A 21613-nucleotide genomic window follows, 5' to 3' on the forward strand; every position below is an offset into this window, starting at 1 on the left:
CACCATGAGTTTCTTTATTTCAGATGCCATGGCCCAGGCTACTGGCGGCGGTGCCGGTGGAGCGGGTTTGGAAGGACTGATTCTGCCGATTGGCCTGATCATCATGCTCTATTTCCTGATGATCCGTCCCCAAATGAAGCGACAGAAGGAACATAAGAAACTGGTCGAGACCCTGGCCAAGGGCGATGAAGTACAGACCGAAGGCGGATTGATGGGGCGGATTTCCGATCTGGGCGAGAATTTCGTGAAAGTTGAAATCGCTGAAGGCGTCGAGGTCAAGATCCGTCGTCAGGCGGTCGCAGCCATCATGCCGAAGGGCACCCTGAAAGAGCTTTAATCACTGGCCGGCCCGCAAGGGCCGGCTGTTTCATTGGGGAGGCCGGTGATCCAGGCGTGCCCCTGTAGCGCTTCCACAATAACAGACAACGATGAACCGATATCCCCTCTGGAAGAACATCCTCGTAGCGGTACTGGTACTGTTTGGTCTGGTCTACGCCTTGCCGAACATATTCGATCAGGACCCTTCACTGGAGATCAGCGGCAGTCGCCGGGCATCGGTCGATTCCGCGACCGAGTTGACCGTCCGCACGGCCCTGGACAGTGCAAATATCAAGATAAAATCGACCGCAACCGGTGAAGATAAACTGCTGGTCAGATTTACTGACTCGGAGAGTCAGCTGCGGGCCAAGGAAATTCTGGAGGCAACTCTGGGGGCGGATTACACCCAGGCCCTGACCCTCTCCACTGACGTGCCGGGCTGGCTGCAGAGTATGGGTGCCCTGCCCATGTATCTGGGTCTTGATTTGCGGGGGGGTATCCATGTCCTGATTGATGTCGACATGGATGCGGCGGTCAGTCAGGCGATGGAGCGGTATAACGGTGATATCCGCACCCTGTTGCGGACTGAGAAAGTGCGTTATAGCCGGGTAGCCAACCGGGATGATGCAATTCTGGTTACGTTCAAAGAGGCCGGGTTGCGTGATCAGGCGCTGGATGTGATTGGTAACGAGTTCCGCGACCTGCTGCTTGAGTCCCTGGATGAGGGGGGCGAGTACCTGGTCCAGGCAAGAATGAGCGCTAGTGAACAGCGCTCGGTGAAGAAGTTCGCGCTGGATCAGAATATCACCACGCTACGTAATCGCGTCAATGCGCTGGGTGTCTCGGAGCCGGTGATACAGCAGCAGGGCGAGCGGCGCATCGTCGTCCAGCTCCCTGGCGCCCAGGATCCCTCGAAACTGAAAGAGCTGCTGGGTGCCACGGCTACCCTGGAGTATCGGCTGGAGGATACGGAACACAGCGTGGAAGATGCCCTAGCCGGCAAGGTGCCGCCCGGGTCGAAACTTTACCGGACCCGTGATGGGCGCCCGATCCTGCTGAAGAAGCGGGTGATCGTTACCGGTAACCAGATCACCGATGCATCATCCGGATTCGACCAGCGCACCGGTAGTCCCATGGTATCGGTCAGTCTGGACAGCCAGGGCGCGCGTCGCATGCGCAACGTGACCACGGAAAATGTCAATAAGCCGATGGCAGTGGTTTTTATCGAAACCCGCAAAGATACCCGTATGGTGGATGGCGAGCCGGTAACCCGCAAGGTTCAGGTGGAAGAGGTGATCAGTGTCGCCAATATCATCGAACCGTTTGGTCGCCGCTTCCAGACAACCGGTCTGGATAGCCCCGAAGAGGCCCACGACCTGGCGCTGTTATTGCGTGCCGGAGCACTGGCCGCGCCGATCGATATCGTCGAGGAGCGGACGATCGGCCCGAGCCTGGGGCAGGATAATATCGATCAGGGGTTCACCTCGGTGGTGATCGGCCTCGCCGTGGTGATGGTCTTCATGGCTATTTATTATAAGGTGTTTGGTCTGGTGGCCAACCTGGCCCTGCTGCTCAACCTGGTCTTCATTGTGGCGGTGCTCTCCATGCTGCAGGCGACGCTGACACTGCCGGGTATTGCCGGTATCGTGCTCACCGTGGGTATGGCGGTGGATGCCAACGTGCTGATCTTTGAGCGCATTCGTGAGGAGATACGTAACGGCAGCACCCCCCAGGCGAGTATCTTTGCCGGCTATGAAAAGGCACTCTCCACCATTGTGGATGCCAATATCACCACATTGATTGCGGCGGTGGTGCTGTTCAGCTTCGGAACCGGGCCGATCAAGGGCTTTGCCGTGACCCTGTTTATCGGCATCCTGACCTCCATGTTCACCGCTATTGTGGGCACCCGTGCCGTGGTCAACCTGATCTATGGTGGCAAGCGTGTCGCCAGGCTCAGTATCTGATTTGGATGACTCTGATGCAGATTTTCAAAAGAAAGAGCGAAATCGATTTCATGGGCAAGCGCAAGCTTGCTGCAATATTCTCAATTCTACTGGTGCTGACCGCCATCGGTTCCGTGCTGGTGCGAGGACTGAGTCTCGGCATTGACTTTACCGGGGGTACCCTGGTGGAGGTTGGTTATCAGGAGGCGGTAGAGCTGGGCAAGGTGCGGGAAGTCCTTGGTGAAGGCGGCTTTGGTGACGCGGTGGTGCAGCACTTCGGTACCTCCAGGGATGTGCTGGTGCGATTGCCTCCACAGGCTGAACTGGGAAGCGCCGAGTTGAGTGATCGCGCCTTCGCTGCGCTGAAGCAGGCGGGGGCAGGTGAAACGACGCTGCGCCGGGTTGAGTTTGTTGGGCCGCAGGTAGGGGATGAGCTGACCGAGGATGGTGGTCTGGCGATGCTCTATGCGCTTATGGGTATTCTGGTCTACGTGGCGCTGCGTTTTGAATACCGTTTTGCTTTGGGCTCGGTGGTTGCCCTGATTCACGATGTGCTGATCACCCTGGGTGTCTTTTCCATTTTTCAGATTGAGTTTGACCTGACCGTACTGGCGGCGGTGCTGGCGGTGATTGGTTACTCGCTGAACGACACGATTGTGGTGTTTGATCGTATCCGGGAGAATTTTCGCAAGATGCGCAAGGGCAGTGCGGTGGAGATTGTTAACAGCTCACTGAACCAGACCTTGTCGCGCACACTGATGACCTCCCTGACCACGCTGCTGGTATTGGCCGCCCTGTTTGTGTTTGGTGGAGAGATCATTCACAGCTTCGCCTTTGCGCTGATTATCGGCATTGTGGTCGGCACTTACTCCTCTATCTATGTTGCCAGTACCGCGGCCCTGATGCTGGGTATCAGCAAGGCGGATCTGATGCCGGTGGTGAAAGAGGGCGCGGAGGTGGATGCGGAACCCTGATCCATGCGGTAAAGATAGGCAGAGAATAGAAAAGCCCGGCGGACTGCTTACCCGTCGGGCTTTTTTCGTGAAGGGCTAAGGGCTATCCGCAGGCGCGCTTGAGATTTGGAAAGTCGATAATCTCCGCGTCGGTTTTGCTGCTATCCACGCGCCTATGCTGGTTTCTGCTGATCGCTGGACGGATCTCCAGGATTTCGAAATCAGCGATATCGGCGCAGAGCGAGGATTCCAGGGAGAGTTCAAACAGACCATCCAGTACGTCGCGCATGATCAACTCAAGTGCGCGGTCGCTGACTGTCGCGGTTGTGGCTGGATTGTCCTTCATGTGGTCCGATCTCCAGGGTTCCCAGTGAAGACGGCATCTTCACTGACTTAACCCGGTTATCGGTACGGTTCTGGGAAACTTGAGCGCGCTATCGGGAAATGTGCCGGTACTGATGCCCGATCGCTCGTCGGGCGTAATCGGTGGCGATAGCTGGATCAGCCGCGCAATCGATCGGTGAGGTGGGGACGTATCGTGCTCGACATGGCTGAATGGAGCCGCAAACCACCAGCGATAATATTACCGGTTTCAAAAAAACGGCCGCCACCATTGATATCCGATACAGTACCACCGGCCTCTTTGACCAACAGGGCGCCGGCGGCGAAATCCCACTCGGACAGCCCCAGTTCCCAGAACCCATCCAGGCGACCGGCGGCTACGTAAGCCAGGTCCAGTGCCGCTGATCCCGGGCGGCGGATGCCGGCGGTATCCTTGATCAACGCCCGGAACATGCCCAGGTAGGCGTCCAGATTGGACTGATCGCGGTAGGGGAAGCCGGTGCCGAGCAGCGCCCCGTCCAGGCTTTTTCTGTTGGTGACGCGGATGCGCCGGTCATTCAACAGCGCACCGTCCCCGCGGCTGGCGGTAAACATCTCGTCACGTAACGGATCGTAGACCAGTCCATGTTCCAGGACACCCTTATGTTTCAGGGCGATCGAGATGGAGAACTGGGGGAATCCGTGCAGATAGTTGGTGGTGCCGTCGAGTGGATCGATGATCCACTGGAACTCATTGCCGCTCTTGCTGCCGCTCTCTTCCGCCAGAATGGCATGGTTGGGGTATGAGCCCCGCAGGGTATCGATAATGGCCTGCTCGGAGGCGCGGTCCACCTCGGATACAAAATCGTTCAAACCCTTCTGGGTAATCGTCAGGGTATCGGTTCGCTCGTAATAACGGAGGAGTATGTTACCGGCGCTACGGGCGGCGCGGACAGCAATATTCATCATCGGGTGCATGGGCGTGGAAGATACATCAAGCGGCGCATCTAATAAAGGAAAAATCAACTTTCCCGGAAAGAAACTTTAGTGCCGGCGTTTCTAATCCAGCTGAGAAATGGTGCCGAATCATGTACGCTTTGCGGCTATGCTGAAGAACATCAAAATTGTACTGATCGAGACGACCCATCCGGGCAATATCGGGGCCGCTGCCAGGGCGATGAAGAACATGTGCCTGACGCAACTCTGCCTGGTTGCACCACGCGCCTATCCGAGTGCGGAAGCGACCGCCCGGGCGGCCGGGGCAGACAGTATTCTGGAACAGTGCCGGGTATATGAGACCCTGGATCAGGCCCTTGAAGGGTGTCGGCTGGTGGTCGGTGCGAGTGCCCGCCTCCGGACGGTGGAGTGGCCACAGTTATTGCCGCGGGCCTGTGCCGAGCAGGTGTGGGCCGAGGCGTCCCAGGGTGAGGTGGCGATCCTGTTCGGGCGGGAGAGTTCGGGGCTGCGCAACAGTGAGCTGGATCGCTGTCACTACCTGGTGCACATTCCGGCCAACCCGGAATACAGCTCGCTGAATATCGCTCAGGCGCTGCAGGTTATTGCCTATGAGGTTTATATTCAGTCCCTGGCGGATAGGCAGACTGATGAGGCGGGCCTTTCCGCAGTGGCGACGGTGGACGCGATGGAGGGCTTTTTTCAGCATCTGCAGCAGGCCATGCAGGACATCGGCTTCAGTAATCCCCGGCAATCGGAGAAGCTGCAGCGGCGACTTCGCCGTCTGTTTTTGCGGGCGCGCCCCGATCCGGAAGAGGTTAATATCCTGCGGGGCATCCTGAGTGCGGCACAAGGCCGTAAATCGATGCGCCGTTAGCGGGCACGGTTTCAGCCGTGACGCCCATATCTAGGGTGCTGGTCAGTTGGCAAAATAATCGAGTAGAATAGTCAGGAATAGCTGTTTTCCGATGTTGTGCTGGAGTTAATGGAATCCCCTGAATGTTCACTCGTCTCAAAGAAGATATCGCCAGTGTATTTGAACGCGATCCGGCGGCCCGCAATGCCTTTGAGGTGCTGACCACCTATCCCGGTCTGCACGCCCTGCTGATCCACCGACTCACCCATTGGTTATGGAATATAGGTCTCTGCTGGATTGCCCGGCTGATCTCCACCTTTGCCCGTTGGATCACCGGTATCGAGATCCATCCGGGGGCGACCATTGGTCGACGCTTCTTTATTGATCACGGCATGGGGGTGGTGATCGGCGAGACGGCGGTGATCGGCGACGACTGTACCCTTTACCACGGTGTAACCCTCGGCGGCACCAGTTGGCAGAAGGGCAAGCGCCATCCGACCCTGGGTAGAAATGTTGTTGTGGGTGCCGGTGCCAAGGTGCTGGGCCCGATCGAGATCGGCGACGGCGCCAGGATCGGATCGAACGCGGTGGTCCTTAAGGCCGTGCCACCGGGAACCACGGTGGTCGGTGTGCCCGGGCGACTGATTGAGGCTTCATCCGCAGCGACGGCGTCCAGACGCTCGGCGACGGCTGAGAAGATGGGCTTTGACGCCTACGGCGCCACCAGTGATGCCCCGGACCCGGTTGCCCATGCCATTAATTGCATGCTTGATCATATCCATGTCATGGACCAACGCATGCAGACCATGTGCCGGATTATCAGGCGAGTCAGTGAGGAGCAGCCTGACCTCGATATACCTGAAATAGATTCATGTGAAATTGCCTCTACGGCCGAAGAACTGCTTAAAATACAACGAGCTGCAGACTCGATTTCTTCAAGTCAGGTTAAGGAAAATAGCGCTCCTGAATAGTTGACCGATTCAGTCAGGTATTATATATTAGCAGCATCAAATATTTCAGGAGTATCTGTTGTGAGGTTAACCACAAAAGGACGTTATGCCGTAACCGCCATGCTGGATCTGGCTTTCCACCAGGGGCAGGGACCGATTACCCTGGCGGATATCGCCGAGCGACAGGGTATTTCCCTTTCATATCTGGAGCAGCTGTTCTCCCGTTTGCGTAAAAAACTGCTGGTGGCCAGTGTCAGGGGTCCTGGTGGTGGTTACGTGCTGGGCAAAGAGGCGAATGAGATCTTCATAGCCTCGGTCATCACGGCAGTGGACGAGAAGGTCGACACTACACGCTGTGGCGGTAATCACAACTGCCAGGACAACGAACGCTGTCTGACCCATGATCTCTGGCATGACCTCAGTGACCAGATCTACGACTATCTTAATCGGATCAGCCTGCACGACCTGATGGAGCGGCGCGGGGTTAAGAAGGTTGCCCAGCGCCAGGATGAAGAGCTGAGGCGGACCGCTGAAAAGGCCGCCGTGTCGGCGGATGTGAAATTTGCAGCTACTGCGGTGGGTACAGGCGTTCGAGCTTGATATTTACCGAATAACTTTTTGGAGTGATGATGAAATTACCCATTTACATGGACTATTCGGCGACCACACCTGTTGATCCCCGGGTTGCTGAGAAGATGTGCCAGTACCTGACGCCGGATGGCATGTTCGGAAATCCGGCCTCCCGGTCACATAAGTTCGGTTGGGATGCGGATGATGCGGTAGAGCGGGCCAGGAGTGATGTGGCCGCACTGTTGAATGCAAATCCAAAGGAGATCGTCTGGACATCGGGTGCCACCGAGTCCGATAACCTGGCAATCAAGGGCGCTGCGCATTTCTACCAGAAACAGGGCAAGCACATCATTACCAGCAAGACCGAGCACAAGGCGGTTCTCGATACCTGTCGCCAACTGGAGCGTGAAGGGTTCGAAGTGACCTATCTGGACCCGGAACCGGATGGATTGATCGACCTGGGCAAGCTTGAAGCGGCGATGCGCGATGACACCATCCTGGTTTCGATCATGCACGTGAACAACGAGATCGGCGTGATTCAGGATATCGAGGCTATCGGCGAACTGACCCGCGCGCGCAAGATTCTGTTCCATGTGGACGCCGCGCAGAGCGCCGGCAAGATCCCGCTGGATATGGAGCGTATGAAGGTAGACTTGCTGTCACTCTCCGCGCACAAGATCTATGGTCCCAAAGGGATTGGCGCACTTTATGTACGGCGTAAACCGCGGGTTCGCCTGGAAGCCCAGATGCACGGCGGCGGCCATGAGCGCGGTATGCGTTCCGGTACCCTGGCGACGCACCAGATTGTCGGTATGGGCGAGGCCTTTCGTATCGCGAAGGCGGAGATGGCGCAGGATAATGAACGCATCATGAAGTTGCGTGACCGCCTCTGGAATGGCATGAGGGCGATGGACGAGATCTATCTCAATGGTGACCTGGAGCATCGGGTGGCGGGTAATCTGAATGTCAGTTTTGCCTACGTCGAGGGTGAATCCCTGATCATGGCGTTGAAGGACTTCGCCGTATCATCCGGCTCGGCCTGCACCTCCGCCAGTCTTGAGCCCAGCTACGTGTTGCGCGCGATAGGTCGGCAGGACGAACTGGCGCACAGTTCCATCCGTTTCACCATCGGTCGTTTTACCACCGAGGAAGAGGTCGATCATGTCATCGAACTGATTAGTCAGCAGGTCAACCGCCTGCGTGAGCTTTCGCCTTTGTGGGATATGTTCAAGGAAGGGATTGACCTCAATTCGGTACAGTGGGCGGCACATTAAGCCTGCGCCACTGTCTGATAAAGTAACAGGGTCAATCTATTTGCAGTTTACGCGTGTCACCGGCATAAAGCAGGCCGGTCACTGAATTTGGAGAATCGAGTATGTCATACAGTGAGAAGGTCTTGGACCATTATGAGAATCCCCGCAATGTAGGCGTGATGGATAAGGATGCCAAGAATGTCGGTACCGGGATGGTCGGAGCGCCCGCTTGTGGTGACGTGATGCGGTTACAGATTCAGGTCAATGATCAGGGCGTGATTGAAGATGCCAAATTCAAGACCTATGGTTGTGGTTCGGCCATCGCATCCAGCAGTCTGTTGACCGAATGGGTGAAGGGTAAAACCCTGGAAGAGGCCCAGCAGATCAAAAACACCCAGATTGCCGAAGAGCTGGCATTGCCGCCGGTCAAGGTCCACTGCTCGGTGTTGGCGGAGGATGCCATTAAGGCCGCGGTGCAGGATTATGCGACCAAGAATGCAAAAGGATAGCCATTAAGGCATTATATTGCCTCTATAGTAGTTGTAGATCGGGATGCCGAAAGGGAACCCGGAGCGAGACGATATGACCATTACCATAACTGAAGCGGCCGCCAGGCATGTGCGTAATTTTCTGGATAACCGGGGGTCCGGTCTGGGTATCAGGCTCGGTGTCCGCACCTCCGGCTGTTCCGGCATGGCCTATGTGCTGGAGTTCGCCGACGATAGCGAGGCGGACGACCAGATTTTTGAACAGCATGGCGTCAAGGTGCTGGTTGACCCGAAGAGCCTGCTCTATCTGGACGGCACGGAACTGGACTATACCAAAGAGGGGCTCAACGAGGGGTTTAAGTTCAATAACCCAAACGTCAAGGATGCTTGTGGTTGTGGCGAAAGCTTCAACGTCTGATCGGGTTTTCCAGAGCCAACGCTGAGTTCCAATCACCCTATAACTGTTAATAAAAAGCGATGCTGGATTTCTCAAAGAACTACTTTGAGTTGTTTGGCTTGCCGGTGGATTATGTTGTAGACACTGATCATCTTTCGACTCATTACCGTGAGTTACAGAAGGCAGTACATCCAGACCGGTTTGCCAATTCAACTGAACAGGAACGCCGACTTTCGATGCAGGGGTCTGTTCGCATCAATGAGGCCTACGAGACACTAAAAGATCCCATCCTGCGTGCCCGCTATCTCCTCAGCCTGCATGGTATCAATATGGAGCATGGCCAGGAGACCACCCGGGATGCCGCCTTTCTGATGGAGCAGATGGAACTTCGGGAGGCGCTGGAGGAGGCGCGCAACCAACCGGACCCGTATCAGGTGATTGCTGCCTTTATGGCTGACGTCAATCAACGGATCAACGCCCTGATCGCTCAGATGGCTATCCAGTTTGAAGCGGCGACGCCGGAGCAGCTTGAAGCGGCCAGAGAAAATCTGCGCAAGATGCAATTTCTGAAGAAACTTCGTTTTGATGCCGAATCCCTCGAAGCCGAGCTGGATGACGCCCTATGATGAGCCGCCCCGATTATGGCCTTATTACAACTTTCTGAACCCGGGCAGTCTGCCGCGCCGCATCAGCACCGGCTGGCGGTGGGGATAGATCTCGGAACCACCAACTCCCTGGTTGCTGCCGTGCGCAGTGGCAAGGCGGTTACCCTGCCGAACGATGACGGAGAGCACCTGCTGCCCTCTGTCGTGCGTTATACGGAAAACGGTATCGAGGTGGGCCGGCAGGCCAAGGAGATGGCGGCCAAGGACCCGTTGAACACCATCATCTCCGTCAAACGGTTGATCGGTCGTGGTCTTGCGGATATCAAATCCCTCGGTAACCAGCTGCCTTACCAGTTCCAGGACGGTGATGCTGCCGTTCCCCGCATCCACACCGCACGGGGGGATGTCAGTTCGGTCGAAGTCTCCTCGGAAATTCTCAAGTCCCTGGTAAGGCGCGCGGAAAGCTCGTTGGGTGGAGAGCTGGAGGGGATTGTGATCACCGTCCCGGCCTATTTTGATGATGCCCAGCGACAGGCCACCAAGGATGCGGCGACGATTGCCGGTCTAAAGGTATTGCGGCTCCTGAATGAACCCACGGCGGCGGCAGTCGCCTATGGCCTGGATACCGGATCGGACGGCGTGCACGCCATTTATGATCTGGGTGGTGGTACTTTTGATATCTCAATCCTGCGCCTCAACAAGGGTGTGTTCGAAGTCCTGTCGACAGGTGGGGACTCCGCGCTCGGTGGTGATGATCTGGATCATGCGATTGCCGAGTGGATTATGTCCCAGGCTGATATTGATCGGGATGCGGACCGCTCCACGTTGCGGCAATTGATGCAGGTGGCTTGCCAGGCAAAAGAGGCGCTCACCGAATCGGACAGTGCGGCGATATCAGTGGTCCTGGCGGACGGCGCCTCCTGGCAGGGTGAGCTGAGCCGCGAACAGTTCAATATATTGGTCGATCCCCTGATTCGCAAGACCCTGGCGCCCTGTCGCCGCGCGCTGCGTGATGCCGGCCTGACGCCGGAGGATATCGAGGATGTGGTGATGGTCGGGGGCTCCACCCGGGTCCCCAGGGTGCGGGAACTGGTGGGTGAGTTTTTCCGTACCGAGCCGCTGGTGGATATCGATCCGGATCGCGTGGTGGCGATCGGTGCCGCTATCCAGGCGGATATTTTGGTAGGCAATAAATCGGATAACGAGATGTTGCTGCTGGATGTCAATCCGCTCTCGCTCGGGATCGAGACCATGGGCGGACTGGTCGAGAAGCTCATCCCGAGGAACACCACCATTCCGGTGGCCCGGGCCCAGGAGTTCACTACCTTCAAAGACGGGCAGACGGCCATGGCCGTGCATGTGCTGCAGGGAGAGCGAGAACTGGTTGTCGACAATCGTTCGCTGGCGCGCTTCGAATTGCGTGGGATACCGCCGATGGTGGCCGGCGCGGCGCGTATCCGGGTAACCTTCTCGGTGGATGCCGACGGCCTGCTGAGTGTGGAAGCACAAGAGCAGAGCAGCGGGGTCAGGGCGAGTGTTGAGGTGAAGCCCTCCTATGGATTGACCGATGGCGAGATCGAGTCCATGCTGCGTGAATCCATTGACCATGCCCAGGAGGATATGGAGGCGCGCAAGCTGCGCGAGCAGCAGGTAGAAGCCGAACGTGTTATCGAGGCATTGACCGCTGCACTCAAGGACGATGGCGATGCGTTGCTGAATGCGGATGAACGAAGCAGTGTGGAATCAGCGCTGCGGACACTTGCTGAAATTACCCGCAATGGAGATCATTCGGCGATCAAATCGGCAGTGGACGCGCTGGAAAAATCCTGCGAGTTTTATGTCGAACGGCGCATGAACGCCAGTGTGCGCAAGGCCATGTCCGGCCACAGCGTTGATGATTTTGAATAGCAGAAGCCAGTAGGATTGATCATGACTCAACTAATTTTTCTTCCACATGAAGAGATCTGCCCGGAGGGGGCGGTGATCGAGGTGGAACCCGGTATCTCCATTTGCGATGCCGCCAATCAAAATGGCATAGAGATTGAGCACGCCTGCGAAAAATCCTGTGCCTGCACGACTTGCCACGTGATCGTCCGGGAGGGGCTTGATTCCCTGGGAGAGGCCGATGAGGTGGAAGAGGATATGCTGGACAAGGCGTGGGGTTTGGAGCCGGAATCCCGACTCAGCTGTCAGGCACTGGTCGGTGATGAGGACCTGGTGATCGAAATACCCAAATACACTATTAATATGGTTTCAGAAACTCACTGAGGGGGCAGGCTATGGGTTTGAAATGGACGGATTCTCTCAACATCGCGATTGAACTGGATGAGACGTATCCGGATGTCGATCCCAATCATGTCAACTTCGTCGACCTGAATAAGTGGGTCACGGCGCTGCCCGATTTTGATGATGACCCGAAACATACCGGCGAGCGGATTCTGGAGGCCATCCAGATGGCCTGGATTGAAGAGCGGGAATAACGCCCTTGATCCTGCTTTCGGGACGGCGACCACACTGATCGGGTGCTGCACATCCATCCCGCCCAGGCGATCTTCCAGCGCGGGCTGTGCCCGCTACAACTCCATCACACATCTGCACTGGTTTGGTTATGGCAGCAGATCAGGCAAACCGATTCACTCCCGCGGCGGGATTTTCCACACCGAAACAACGGCTAATATCGCGATAAGCATCTCTGTCTGGACAGCGGGTGAACGCTTTGGAACAATGCGGGCTGAATAAGTCTGCCGTTCCCAAGCATATCCTTCGAGGACAGTTATGTCGCTGATCAGAGCGTTTCCCGGGCTGAGGCCTGCTACCGGCCGTGCGGAAGAAGTTGCCGCTCCGCCTTATGATGTGATGAGCGACCTGGAGGCCAGGGAGATGGTCGAAGGCAGACCCTGGAGTTTTCTGCATATCTCCCGTCCGGAAGTCGACCTTCCCGTCTCTGTTGACCCTTACTCACCTGAAGTCTATAGCAAGGCGGCGGAAAATCTCGCTGCCATGCGCAGCGAGGGCGTGCTGATCCAGGACAGCAGTGACTGTTATTACGTTTATCGGCTCACCATGGGTGCCCATACCCAGCTGGGCGTAGTGGCGGCTGCCTCTGTCGATGCCTATGACAACGGCAGGATCAAGCGGCACGAGCTGACCCGTCCCGCCAAGGAGCAGGATCGCGTCAAGCAGATATCGGCGCTGAATGCACAGACCGGCCCGGTGTTTCTGGTCTATCCGAGTGACGACCGCATTGATGACCTGCTCAGCAGTGCCGCCGAGGGTGATCCGGCGGTGGATATAACGGCGGCTGATTCGGTGCGCCATCAGATATGGGTGCTGTCGGATAAGACCCGGATTACCGCTCTGACCCTGCTGTTCGATGAGTTACCTGCCCTCTATGTGGCCGATGGGCATCACCGCTCGGCCGCAGCGTCCCGTGTAGCGGCTGAGCGCAAATCGGCAAATTCCCAACATACAGGTGAAGAGCCGTATAACTATTTTCTGTCAGTCATCTTTCCCCATAAACAGACCCGCATCCTGGATTACAACCGTATTGTCAGGGATCTGAACGGCATGAGCGCGCCGCAATTTCTGCAGGCCGTGCGGGATCGCTTTCAGGTTGAAGCGGCAGACCAGCCGGTTAAACCGGAGCAGACCGGCCATTTCGGCATGTATCTGGATGGCGCCTGGTATCAACTGGTGCTTGCGGATGCGCGCATTCCATCATTGGATCCGGTGGCGAGTCTGGATGTGAGTCTGTTGGCTAATGAATTGCTGGATCCAGTGCTCGGGATCACTGATCAACGCACCGACAGCAGGATAGACTTTGTGGGTGGTATCAGGGGGCTGAAGGCCCTGGAGCAGCGAGTGGACAGTGGTGAATGGGCGGTAGCCTTCGCACTCTATCCGACGACCATGAATGCCCTGATGGCGGTGGCAGACGCAGGCCAGATCATGCCGCCCAAATCCACCTGGTTTGAGCCAAAACTGGCCGATGGGCTGGTCAGTCATCTGCTTTAATGACTCCCGGATTCCCGAAAGAGTAATTCCGCGGCGCAGGGGTGGTCGTATACGGAAGTGAATCTTCTCCAGGCCCTTCATATTCTTTCGCCGTTGCCATTGCCTCAAGTGCAGGGTAGTAACGGCGGAGGGAGATGTTTTATCGGAAAATGCCTTCTATCCTCATATTTAATCCGAAAGTTGACAGTGACTGGGGTAAAGTCAGGATAAGGTTTATCCTCGGTTCCGGTGAACCTTTTTTATTGATCTCGTTCATATGGTAACCCTCCCGTCTTGGCTAGACTCAGGGGGCATGGTTTGGCATTGCGTGCGTTTTCCTGAATAATGCGCGGCTGATTTATCAGGAAAATGGTGCCGCTGATCTGAATGGTATTATTCTCCTGTGGGCTGGGAATATTCTGGATTGGCGCCCATTATTAAATACGAAAACAACTATAAAAATTGCTAGGGCACTGAATCCTGTTTTGGTTCGGTAATGCTTGGATTGAAATTTCCATAAGGACTTCAGATGGTTAGCATCACAACCAACCTTCCTGAAAATGATGGTCTGGATGAGCGGGATATTCGTGTCTGGCTGGCTGGTCTGGCCGTCAAGCGCAGTGCGGCAGAGATGGAGAAGTTGCACGAGGCGTGTGATCTCGCGTTTGAAATTCATCGCGAGGGTGTCGAGGTTACGGGGGAAACGACCCTGCGTCATGCCCTTGCCGTTGCAGAGATTCTGGCCGAGATGGATCTGGACTGGGAGACCTTGGCGGCTGCCATTTTACACGATGTGTTGCCGGGCGATCAGGTTAACCTGTCCCGGCTGGAAAAGCAGTTCGGCAAGAGTGTTGCGCGCATGGTGAATGACATGGCGCGGATCGGCTTCGTCTCCCGGGACCGCGCGGCCAGTCAGCACGACAAGGAGGTGGCGCATACTGAAAATCTGCGGCGCATGCTGCTCAGCATCGCCGATGACATCCGGGTGGTCCTGATCGTGCTGGCGGAACGGCTGCATATCATGCGCATCCTGAAATCCCTGCCCGAGGCAATGCGGGTCAAGGAAGCGCGTGAAACCCAGCAGATTTACGCCCCCCTCGCCAACCGACTCGGTATCTGGCAGATCAAATGGGAGCTGGAGGACCTCTGTCTCCGCTACCTGGAGCCGGATACCTACATGGACATTGCCAAAAAACTGGATGGACGGCGTGCTGACCGGGAAGATTATATTGAGGATGTGGTCGATATCCTGCAGGCAAAATTCGCCGAGCTGCATATCGACGCCGAGATAACCGGACGCCCCAAGCATATCTACAGCATCTGGAAAAAGATGAAGCGGAAGTCGGTTCCCTTCGAGCAGATTTTTGATCTGCGGGCGGTCCGGGTGCTGGTGGATAGTGTGGCTGACTGTTATGCCGCTATTGGTGTGGTGCACGGGTTGTGGCGGCACATTCCGGGTGAGTTCGATGACTATATCGCCACCCCCAAGGCCAATATGTACCGTTCGATCCATACGGCGGTGATCGGGCCGGAAGACAAGACCCTGGAAATCCAGATCCGCACCCACGATATGCATGAACATGCAGAACTCGGCGTGGCCGCCCATTGGCGTTACAAAGAGGGTGGGAGCAAGGGTGATGCCGAGTTTGAACGGCGCATCTCCCTGATGCGCAACTGGATCGAGGTCAAGGATGATCCGGCCGGTTCAGAGGATTTTGTCGATAATCTGAAAAGCGAGTTTGAATCCCGGCAAGTCTACGTGCTTACACCGCAGGGCAAGGTGGTGGAGCTGCCCAAGGGCGCCACCGCTGTGGATTTCGCTTACGCCATACACTCTGACGTGGGGCATCGCTGTCGTGGCGCCAAGATCGATGGCAAGATCCGGCCGCTCACCCGACCGCTTGAAAGTGGCCAGCTGGTGGAGATTTTAACCGTTAAAGAGGGTGGTCCCAGCCGGGATTGGCTCAGTCCTCATCTCGGATATCTGAAAACCAGTCGGGCGCGCAATCGGGTTCGGCAATGGTTCAAGCAGCAGGATTACGAACAGCATCTGCATGCCGGGAAGATCAGTCTGGAGCGTGAAGTCAATCGGCTGGGCGTCGCGAAACCGGATCTGGCTGTTGCGGTCAGGCGGTTTAATTTCAAGAAGAGTGATGACCTGTTGGCAGCCATCGGCCGGGGTGATGTTTCGCCGATCCAGGTGGCGGGAATGGGAGTGGCTCATGAGATGCCGGCGCAGAAGCCGTCCCATGTCGAGCAGTTACCCCATCCAAAACCGGGACGGTCTGAGAAAGCCGGGCGGGGTGAGGTGGTTGTTGAGGGTGTGGAGGATCTCATGACCCATATTGCGCGCTGCTGCAAGCCGGTGCCCAATGATGAGATTGTCGGTTTTATCACCCGGGGACGCGGCGTCACGGTGCATCGAAGTGACTGTGGCATGGTTACCCATCTGGATGATGAGGATCGCGAGCGACTGATCGATGTGGCCTGGGCGGGTGAGGGCGCCACCGGCTCATATCAGGTCGATATCAAGATCACTGCAACCGACCGGAAGGGGCTGCTGCGGGATATATCGGCCATCCTCACCAATGAAGAGGTGGATGTGCTCGGGGTCAATACCCAGTCGGACCGCAAGATGGATCGGGCCAATATGCGCTTTACCGTCGAGATTACCAATATGCGTCAACTGAGCCGCCTGTTGGAGAAGATCGCCCAGTTGCCCGATGTGTTGACGGTCAGGCGAGACGTGTAAGGCGTTGCGATGGGGAAGGGAGACGGGCTGGCCCATCAGTAAACAGATCTGGCGGAATGATAAATTGCCTGTTTCCCCTGCCGCAAGGTAAACTAAGCGTTGGTTTTGTAAATAGAAAACGGATCCTCTCAGGCACATTTGGCAAAAAGGTGCGATTTCTCCGGGCAAGTGCCATCCGCAGATTGACATGCGGTTATTTCAGAGGACTGAATTCAGGTTTCCTGCGTAGCCTGTCGGCTGGGCATTGTTTTTTTATTGTTTGAAATTATTGGAGTTTTTGATGGCGATCGAGCGTACATTCTCAATTGTGAAGCCGGATGCGGTGGCGAAGAACATTATTGGAAAAATCTATAGCCGCTTTGAAGAAGCAGGCCTCAAGATTGTTGCCTCGAAGATGTTGCAGCTGACCCGTGAGCAGGCCGGCGAGTTTTATGCCGTGCATAAAGAGCGTCCCTTCTACAATGACCTGATCGATTTCATGACCTCCGGCCCGGTGATGGTACAGGTACTGGAGGGTGAAAATGCCATTGCCAGGAACCGCGAAGTAATGGGTGCCACCAATCCGAAAGACGCAGCGCCGGGGACCATTCGTGCCGATTTCGCCGAGACGGTTGATGAGAATGCTGTTCATGGCTCGGACGCACCGGAAACTGCCGCTGTGGAGATCGCCTTCTTCTTTCCCGAAGGTGTCTGCGAAAGGCTGCGTTGAGGTCGACCCTTGATCAATCTGCATTGCCTTCGCCACGGCGTTGATTGCCGAGCGTGTCTCCGTTCGCAGGGCAGCGACAACACCTTTCAAATACTGTGTGGAGTGGCAGGGTAATGCAGAGCGCCGAACAGAAAGTCAATCTGCTGGATTTTGACCGCAAGGGCATGGAGTCCTTCTTTGAAGGTCTGGGTGCCAAGGCCTTTAACGGCCGCAATGTGCTCAAATGGATTCATAAGCACGGTGTCACCGATTTCGATGCCATGACGGACCTGTCGAAAAAACTGCGTGAACAGCTCAAGCAGGTGGCGGAGGTCAGGGTGCCGGAGATCGTATTCGATCAGCCGGCACTGGATGGTACCCATAAATGGGTAATCGAACTGGACCGCGACAACCGGATCGAATCGGTTTTTATTCCGGAACCCAATCGCAGCACGCTCTGTATCTCATCCCAGGTCGGCTGCGCGCTGGACTGCAGTTTCTGTTCCACGGCGCAGCAGGGATTCAACCGCAACCTCACGGCGGCGGAGATAATCGGTCAGGTGTGGGTGGCCGAGCGGGAGTTGGGTAAATCGCTCACTAATGTGGTGTTAATGGGGATGGGCGAGCCGCTGGCCAACTTTGATCCGGTGGTAACGGCGACCAATATCATGCAGGACGACCTGGCTTACATGCTGTCGAAATACCGGGTTACCATCAGTACTTCGGGGATTGTACCTGCACTCAAACAGCTCACGGAGTTGTCCGAGGTGAGTCTGGCGGTTTCACTCCATGCTCCGACCAACGAGCTGCGCGATCAGTTGGTGCCGATCAATCGCAAGTATCCCCTGGAACAGCTGATCCCCGCGTGCCGGGACTATCTCCGGGGCGACAAGCGGCGCAAGGTAACTTGGGAATATGTCATGTTGGATGGTATCAACGATAGTGACAAACAGGCCAAACAGCTGATCCGGTTGCTTGAAGGGACACCGTCAAAAATCAATCTTATTCCATTCAATCCGTTTCCGGGAACCGGTTACCGCTGCTCCCCACCAGAACGGATCGACGCGTTTCGTCAGCGGCTGGTCCGGGCTGGTATAGTCACCACGACCCGCAAGACCCGGGGCGAGGATATTGATGCGGCCTGCGGGCAGCTGGTTGGGCGGGTGAAGGATCGCAGTCGGCGTGAATTGAAACATTCAGGAGGAGTTGTACGTTGAAAGTGAGCCAGGTCTCTGTTCTGGGATTGTTCGCACTGCTTTTCCTTGTGGGTTGTCAGCAGGGGGCGGTGCGACCGGGCGGCACTTCGCCTGATATGGTGGATAATACCGGCCAGTTCGGGCAGGACAGCCAAACCGGTGCGGGCGATGTCTATGTAAAGCTGGCTATCGCCTATATGCGGGAAGGCCATCTTGATGTCGCCCTGAAGAAGGCCAAGCAGGCGCTGTCCGTTGAGCCCGCGAATGCGGAAGGCCACAACGTTATTGCCCTGCTGTATGACCGGTTGGGTGAGCGTGACCTGGCCGAGAAGCATTTTCTTCGCAGTCTGAAAATAGAGTCCAAAAACTCCTATGTGTTGAATGCCTACGCTTCATTTCTCTGTCAGCAACAGCGTTTTGCGGAAGCCGATCAATATTTTCTGAAGGCGCTGGAAAATCCGCTCTACAGGACTCCCGAGGTGGCACTGACCAATGCTGGTATCTGTGCGGCACGCGACAATGATCTGCAAAAAGCGGAGAACTACCTTCGCCGGGCCCTGACTTTTAACCCCGAATTTTCACTGGCATTGATCCAGATGGCTCAGATCAGTTTTCAGGCGGGAGAAAATCTCTCCTCCCGTGCCTATCTGCAGCGTTATCTGGAAAAGGCCAGGCCAACACCGGCATCACTGTGGCTGGGTATCCAGAATGAGCGGCTCCTGGGCGATCAGAATGCCGTATCCAGTTATTCGCTGATGTTAAAAAATAACTTCCCTGACTCCCGGGAGGTGCAGCTCTTGAGGAATTCCGAACACTAATGAATGACGCCGATCATAACGAAGAGGCGCTTGAACCACCGGTTATCCAGGGCCCTGGAAAACAGCTGCGGGAAATCCGCATTGCAAAGGATATGGATATCAACCGGGTGGCCAGTCTGTTGCACCTGAACGTCTCGATGCTGGAGGCGCTGGAAGCGGATGATTTCAGCAAATTGCCCAGTGCCGTATTTGTGCAGGGCTATCTGCGCAACTATGCCCGCCTGCTGGATATTCCTGTGGCCTCCATACTGGAGGCTTTCCATCAGTACAGGCCGGCAGATGAAGAGGCCATGAATCTGAAGGCCGCCCAGATCAAGCATGAAGTGCGCAGCAGTCATACCATTATTCGACTGACCACCTGGCTGATCGTCATCGCTATCATTGCCCTGGTGGTGACCTGGTGGCGCGGGTATCTGCAATGGCCGCTCAATCTGGGCCTTGAAGCCGGCAATCAGGCGGTAGAACAGCAGGCGGAAACCCCGCCAGCTGCGTCGGATAACCTACCGGTTGACGATGACGGCAAAATGACCCTGCCGGTGTTGATTGATAAGCCGGAAATACTGGATGCACCGGTTGTCGAGCCGGCCGGGTCTGGTGTGGATGAGTCCCCAAGCCCGGTGGACATGACGCCACAGGAAGGTGCCGCTGGCCCGTTAGTGAGCGGCGCTGAGGCTCCGCGGCCGGTGGAGGGCGCTGTCGCCGGGTCGATGGATAGCGCATTGCCGAACAGTGCGGTGGAAGTAGCGCCGGCAACCGGGGTAATCACGGCGGAACCCGCCCAGGTCCAGGCTTCTGGGGCGATACAGGTCAGATTTTCTGATGCCTGCTGGACTGATATCAAGGATGCCACGGGCAGTTATAGAGTGATCGGCAATAAGGCGGGGGGCGACAGCCTCGTGCTTGCAGGCGAAGCGCCTTATAAAATGGTATTCGGTAACGCTTCTGCGGTGACTATTCTGGTTGACGGCGCCGCCTTCGATCTGACGCCCCACATCCGCGGCAATGTCGCCAAGTTTACCCTTCAGCCTGAATGACAGAAGGGTGGGCGCAGGTGGTAGAAAAACAGATAAAATTTGTCAGCTAAATCCGCTTGTCGGGTTACGTCTTCGGCTAACGCAACCTACAGCCTAGCATTTCGCCCGGTAGGTCGGATTAGCGCAGCGTAATCCGGCGAACATGCTGAGTTAGATGGAAAATCAGAAAAAGTTAAGCAAGAGTACAGAACGAGAGTAATGGCCAAAAATATACAAGCCATTCGTGGCATGCACGATATCCTGCCGGACCAGTCACCCGTTTGGCATTTCCTGGAACAGCAGGTGCGAGCGGTGCTGGACAGTTACGGTTATCGGGAGCTGCGCACGCCTGTGGTGGAGATGACCGACCTGTTCAAGCGTTCCATCGGCGAGGTGACCGATATCGTCGAGAAGGAGATGTATACTTTCGAGGACCGCAATGGCGACAGCCTGACACTGCGGCCGGAGTGTACCGCCAGCTGTGTACGGGCGGGTATTGAGAATGGACTGTTTCATAACCAGGTGCAGCGAATCTGGTATTACGGGCCGATGTTTCGGCACGAACGTCCCCAGAAGGGTCGCTATCGCCAGTTCTATCAGATCGGCGCCGAGGCCTATGGACTCGACGGACCGGATATCGATATCGAGATGATCCTGTTGACCCGGCGGTTCTGGGAGTGTCTCGGCCTGGAGGGTCTGGAATTGCAGATCAATACGCTGGGGACTCCCGATGAACGTTCCGTCTATCGTGAGCAACTGGTGGCCTATCTCTCCGAACATAAAGCGCAGCTGGATGAAGACAGTCTGCGTCGCCTTGGTAGCAATCCACTGCGGATTCTGGACTCCAAGAATCCGGAGATGCGTGAACTGATTGCCGGAGCCCCTTCACTGATGGATTATCTGGGGGATGAATCGAAGGGCCACTTTGAGACACTCTGTGCCGGGCTGGAAGGGGCCGGTGTCTCTTATGTGGTGAACACCCGTCTGGTGCGCGGGCTTGACTACTATGCCCGCACGGTATTCGAGTGGGTGACCGATCGACTGGGCGCCCAGGGAACCGTTTGTGCCGGCGGCCGCTACGATGGTCTGGTGGAACAGCTGGGCGGCAAACCGACACCGGCGGTCGGTTTCGCCATGGGGGTGGAGCGGCTGATTGTGCTGCTGGAAGAGCGGGAAACACCCCTGCAACTGCAGACCCTGGATGCCTATCTGGTGCTGGTTGGGGATACCCCGCAAAAGCAAGGTGTGCTGCTGGCTGACCGGTTGCGCCGGGAAGTGCCGGGACTGCGCCTGATGAGTCATTGCGGCGGCGGCAGCTTCAAGAGCCAGTTCAAAAAAGCCGATCGCAGCGGTGCACGTTTTGCGCTGGTGCTGGGCGAGGATGAGCTTGAGCAGGGCGTTATCGGTGTTAAGTATCTGCGTGAAGAGCGCGAACAGGAACGGGTGGCGCTGAACAGTCTGGCGAACTATCTGCAAGGACAAATCTGACTGTACCGGGGACCGGACGGTTTTTGGTAACGAATTGTTTAGCCGTTATCGGCGAAG

Annotated in this window: 22 protein-coding genes; 20 read left to right on the top strand and 2 right to left on the bottom strand. The window is 56.3% G+C overall.

Going from position 1 to position 21613, the window contains the following annotated elements:
• Positions 1-4: 4 nt before the first annotated feature.
• The 3 genes from yajC (at position 5) to secF (ending at position 3235) form a co-directional block, all read left to right on the top strand.
• Positions 5-337 carry a preprotein translocase subunit YajC gene (gene yajC / locus ACHZBF_RS02195; RefSeq protein WP_029133905.1) on the top strand — a complete coding sequence of 111 codons (333 nt, stop codon included), beginning with the start codon at positions 5-7 and terminating at the stop codon, positions 335-337.
• Positions 338-428: 91 nt separating this feature from the next.
• Positions 429-2282 carry a protein translocase subunit SecD gene (gene secD, locus ACHZBF_RS02200; RefSeq protein ID WP_321527522.1) on the top strand — a complete coding sequence of 618 codons (1854 nt, stop codon included), beginning with the start codon at positions 429-431 and terminating at the stop codon, positions 2280-2282.
• Between the two features lie 14 nt (positions 2283-2296).
• Positions 2297-3235: a protein translocase subunit SecF gene (secF, locus tag ACHZBF_RS02205; RefSeq protein ID WP_321527523.1), complete on the top strand. Its 939-nt coding sequence runs from the start codon at positions 2297-2299 to the stop codon at positions 3233-3235.
• An 82-nt stretch (positions 3236-3317) separates the two neighbouring features.
• Here the strand turns inward: secF and ACHZBF_RS02210 are convergent, their stop codons facing one another.
• Both ACHZBF_RS02210 and ACHZBF_RS02215 read right to left on the bottom strand, forming a co-directional pair.
• A complete protein-coding gene (locus ACHZBF_RS02210; RefSeq protein WP_321527524.1) occupies positions 3318-3560 on the bottom strand; it encodes an integration host factor subunit beta in 243 nt (80 codons plus the stop codon).
• Between the two features lie 155 nt (positions 3561-3715).
• Positions 3716-4513 (bottom strand): inositol monophosphatase family protein, encoded by a 798-nt coding sequence (locus ACHZBF_RS02215; protein WP_321527525.1) that lies wholly within the window; start codon positions 4511-4513, stop codon positions 3716-3718.
• Between the two features lie 127 nt (positions 4514-4640).
• Here ACHZBF_RS02215 and ACHZBF_RS02220 point away from each other — a divergent pair, with 127 nt between their 5' ends.
• From ACHZBF_RS02220 to hisS, 17 genes are all read left to right on the top strand, one after another.
• Positions 4641-5366 (top strand): RNA methyltransferase, encoded by a 726-nt coding sequence (locus ACHZBF_RS02220; RefSeq protein ID WP_321527526.1) that lies wholly within the window; start codon positions 4641-4643, stop codon positions 5364-5366.
• A 122-nt stretch (positions 5367-5488) separates the two neighbouring features.
• Complete coding sequence (gene cysE, locus ACHZBF_RS02225) at positions 5489-6316, top strand: serine O-acetyltransferase (protein ID WP_273441053.1); 828 nt, start codon at positions 5489-5491, stop codon at positions 6314-6316.
• Between the two features lie 60 nt (positions 6317-6376).
• Entirely contained in the window at positions 6377-6895 is a 519-nt protein-coding gene (gene iscR, locus ACHZBF_RS02230; protein WP_321527527.1) for a Fe-S cluster assembly transcriptional regulator IscR, read from the top strand.
• A gap of 29 nt (positions 6896-6924) precedes the next feature.
• Positions 6925-8139: an IscS subfamily cysteine desulfurase gene (locus tag ACHZBF_RS02235; RefSeq protein WP_273441055.1), complete on the top strand. Its 1215-nt coding sequence runs from the start codon at positions 6925-6927 to the stop codon at positions 8137-8139.
• 101 nt (positions 8140-8240) lie between these two features.
• Positions 8241-8627, top strand: coding sequence for a Fe-S cluster assembly scaffold IscU (gene iscU, locus ACHZBF_RS02240; RefSeq protein ID WP_029133897.1), 387 nt, complete (start codon positions 8241-8243; stop codon positions 8625-8627).
• A 73-nt stretch (positions 8628-8700) separates the two neighbouring features.
• Positions 8701-9024 carry an iron-sulfur cluster assembly protein IscA gene (iscA, locus tag ACHZBF_RS02245; protein ID WP_029133896.1) on the top strand — a complete coding sequence of 108 codons (324 nt, stop codon included), beginning with the start codon at positions 8701-8703 and terminating at the stop codon, positions 9022-9024.
• Positions 9025-9083: 59 nt separating this feature from the next.
• The gene (gene hscB / locus ACHZBF_RS02250) at positions 9084-9629 is read left to right on the top strand and encodes a co-chaperone HscB (protein ID WP_273441056.1); all 546 of its coding nucleotides are present in this window, start codon (positions 9084-9086) and stop codon (positions 9627-9629) included.
• Between the two features lie 15 nt (positions 9630-9644).
• Positions 9645-11516: a Fe-S protein assembly chaperone HscA gene (gene hscA, locus ACHZBF_RS02255; protein WP_321527528.1), complete on the top strand. Its 1872-nt coding sequence runs from the start codon at positions 9645-9647 to the stop codon at positions 11514-11516.
• A gap of 21 nt (positions 11517-11537) precedes the next feature.
• Positions 11538-11876 carry an ISC system 2Fe-2S type ferredoxin gene (fdx, locus tag ACHZBF_RS02260; RefSeq protein WP_273441058.1) on the top strand — a complete coding sequence of 113 codons (339 nt, stop codon included), beginning with the start codon at positions 11538-11540 and terminating at the stop codon, positions 11874-11876.
• A 17-nt stretch (positions 11877-11893) separates the two neighbouring features.
• Positions 11894-12088, top strand: a complete 195-nt coding sequence (gene iscX, locus ACHZBF_RS02265; RefSeq protein WP_435685358.1) for a Fe-S cluster assembly protein IscX — start codon at positions 11894-11896, stop codon at positions 12086-12088.
• A 295-nt stretch (positions 12089-12383) separates the two neighbouring features.
• A complete protein-coding gene (locus tag ACHZBF_RS02270) occupies positions 12384-13622 on the top strand; it encodes a DUF1015 domain-containing protein (protein WP_321527529.1) in 1239 nt (412 codons plus the stop codon).
• A gap of 508 nt (positions 13623-14130) precedes the next feature.
• Positions 14131-16353 carry a GTP diphosphokinase gene (gene relA / locus ACHZBF_RS02275; RefSeq protein WP_273441060.1) on the top strand — a complete coding sequence of 741 codons (2223 nt, stop codon included), beginning with the start codon at positions 14131-14133 and terminating at the stop codon, positions 16351-16353.
• A gap of 280 nt (positions 16354-16633) precedes the next feature.
• Complete coding sequence (ndk, locus tag ACHZBF_RS02280; protein WP_273441061.1) at positions 16634-17062, top strand: nucleoside-diphosphate kinase; 429 nt, start codon at positions 16634-16636, stop codon at positions 17060-17062.
• A 113-nt stretch (positions 17063-17175) separates the two neighbouring features.
• A complete protein-coding gene (gene rlmN / locus ACHZBF_RS02285) occupies positions 17176-18258 on the top strand; it encodes a dual-specificity RNA methyltransferase RlmN (RefSeq protein ID WP_273441062.1) in 1083 nt (360 codons plus the stop codon).
• Positions 18259-18260: 2 nt separating this feature from the next.
• Entirely contained in the window at positions 18261-19055 is a 795-nt protein-coding gene (gene pilW, locus ACHZBF_RS02290; RefSeq protein ID WP_321527581.1) for a type IV pilus biogenesis/stability protein PilW, read from the top strand.
• Entirely contained in the window at positions 19055-20089 is a 1035-nt protein-coding gene (locus ACHZBF_RS02295) for a RodZ family helix-turn-helix domain-containing protein (protein ID WP_321527530.1), read from the top strand. The genes pilW and ACHZBF_RS02295 overlap by 1 nt, the downstream gene beginning before the upstream one ends.
• Before the next feature lie 198 nt (positions 20090-20287).
• A complete protein-coding gene (hisS, locus tag ACHZBF_RS02300; RefSeq protein ID WP_273441064.1) occupies positions 20288-21556 on the top strand; it encodes a histidine--tRNA ligase in 1269 nt (422 codons plus the stop codon).
• Positions 21557-21613 lie beyond the last annotated feature (57 nt).

This window comes from Sedimenticola selenatireducens, assembly GCF_963675335.2.
Classification (GTDB): domain Bacteria; phylum Pseudomonadota; class Gammaproteobacteria; order Chromatiales; family Chromatiaceae; genus Sedimenticola; species Sedimenticola selenatireducens.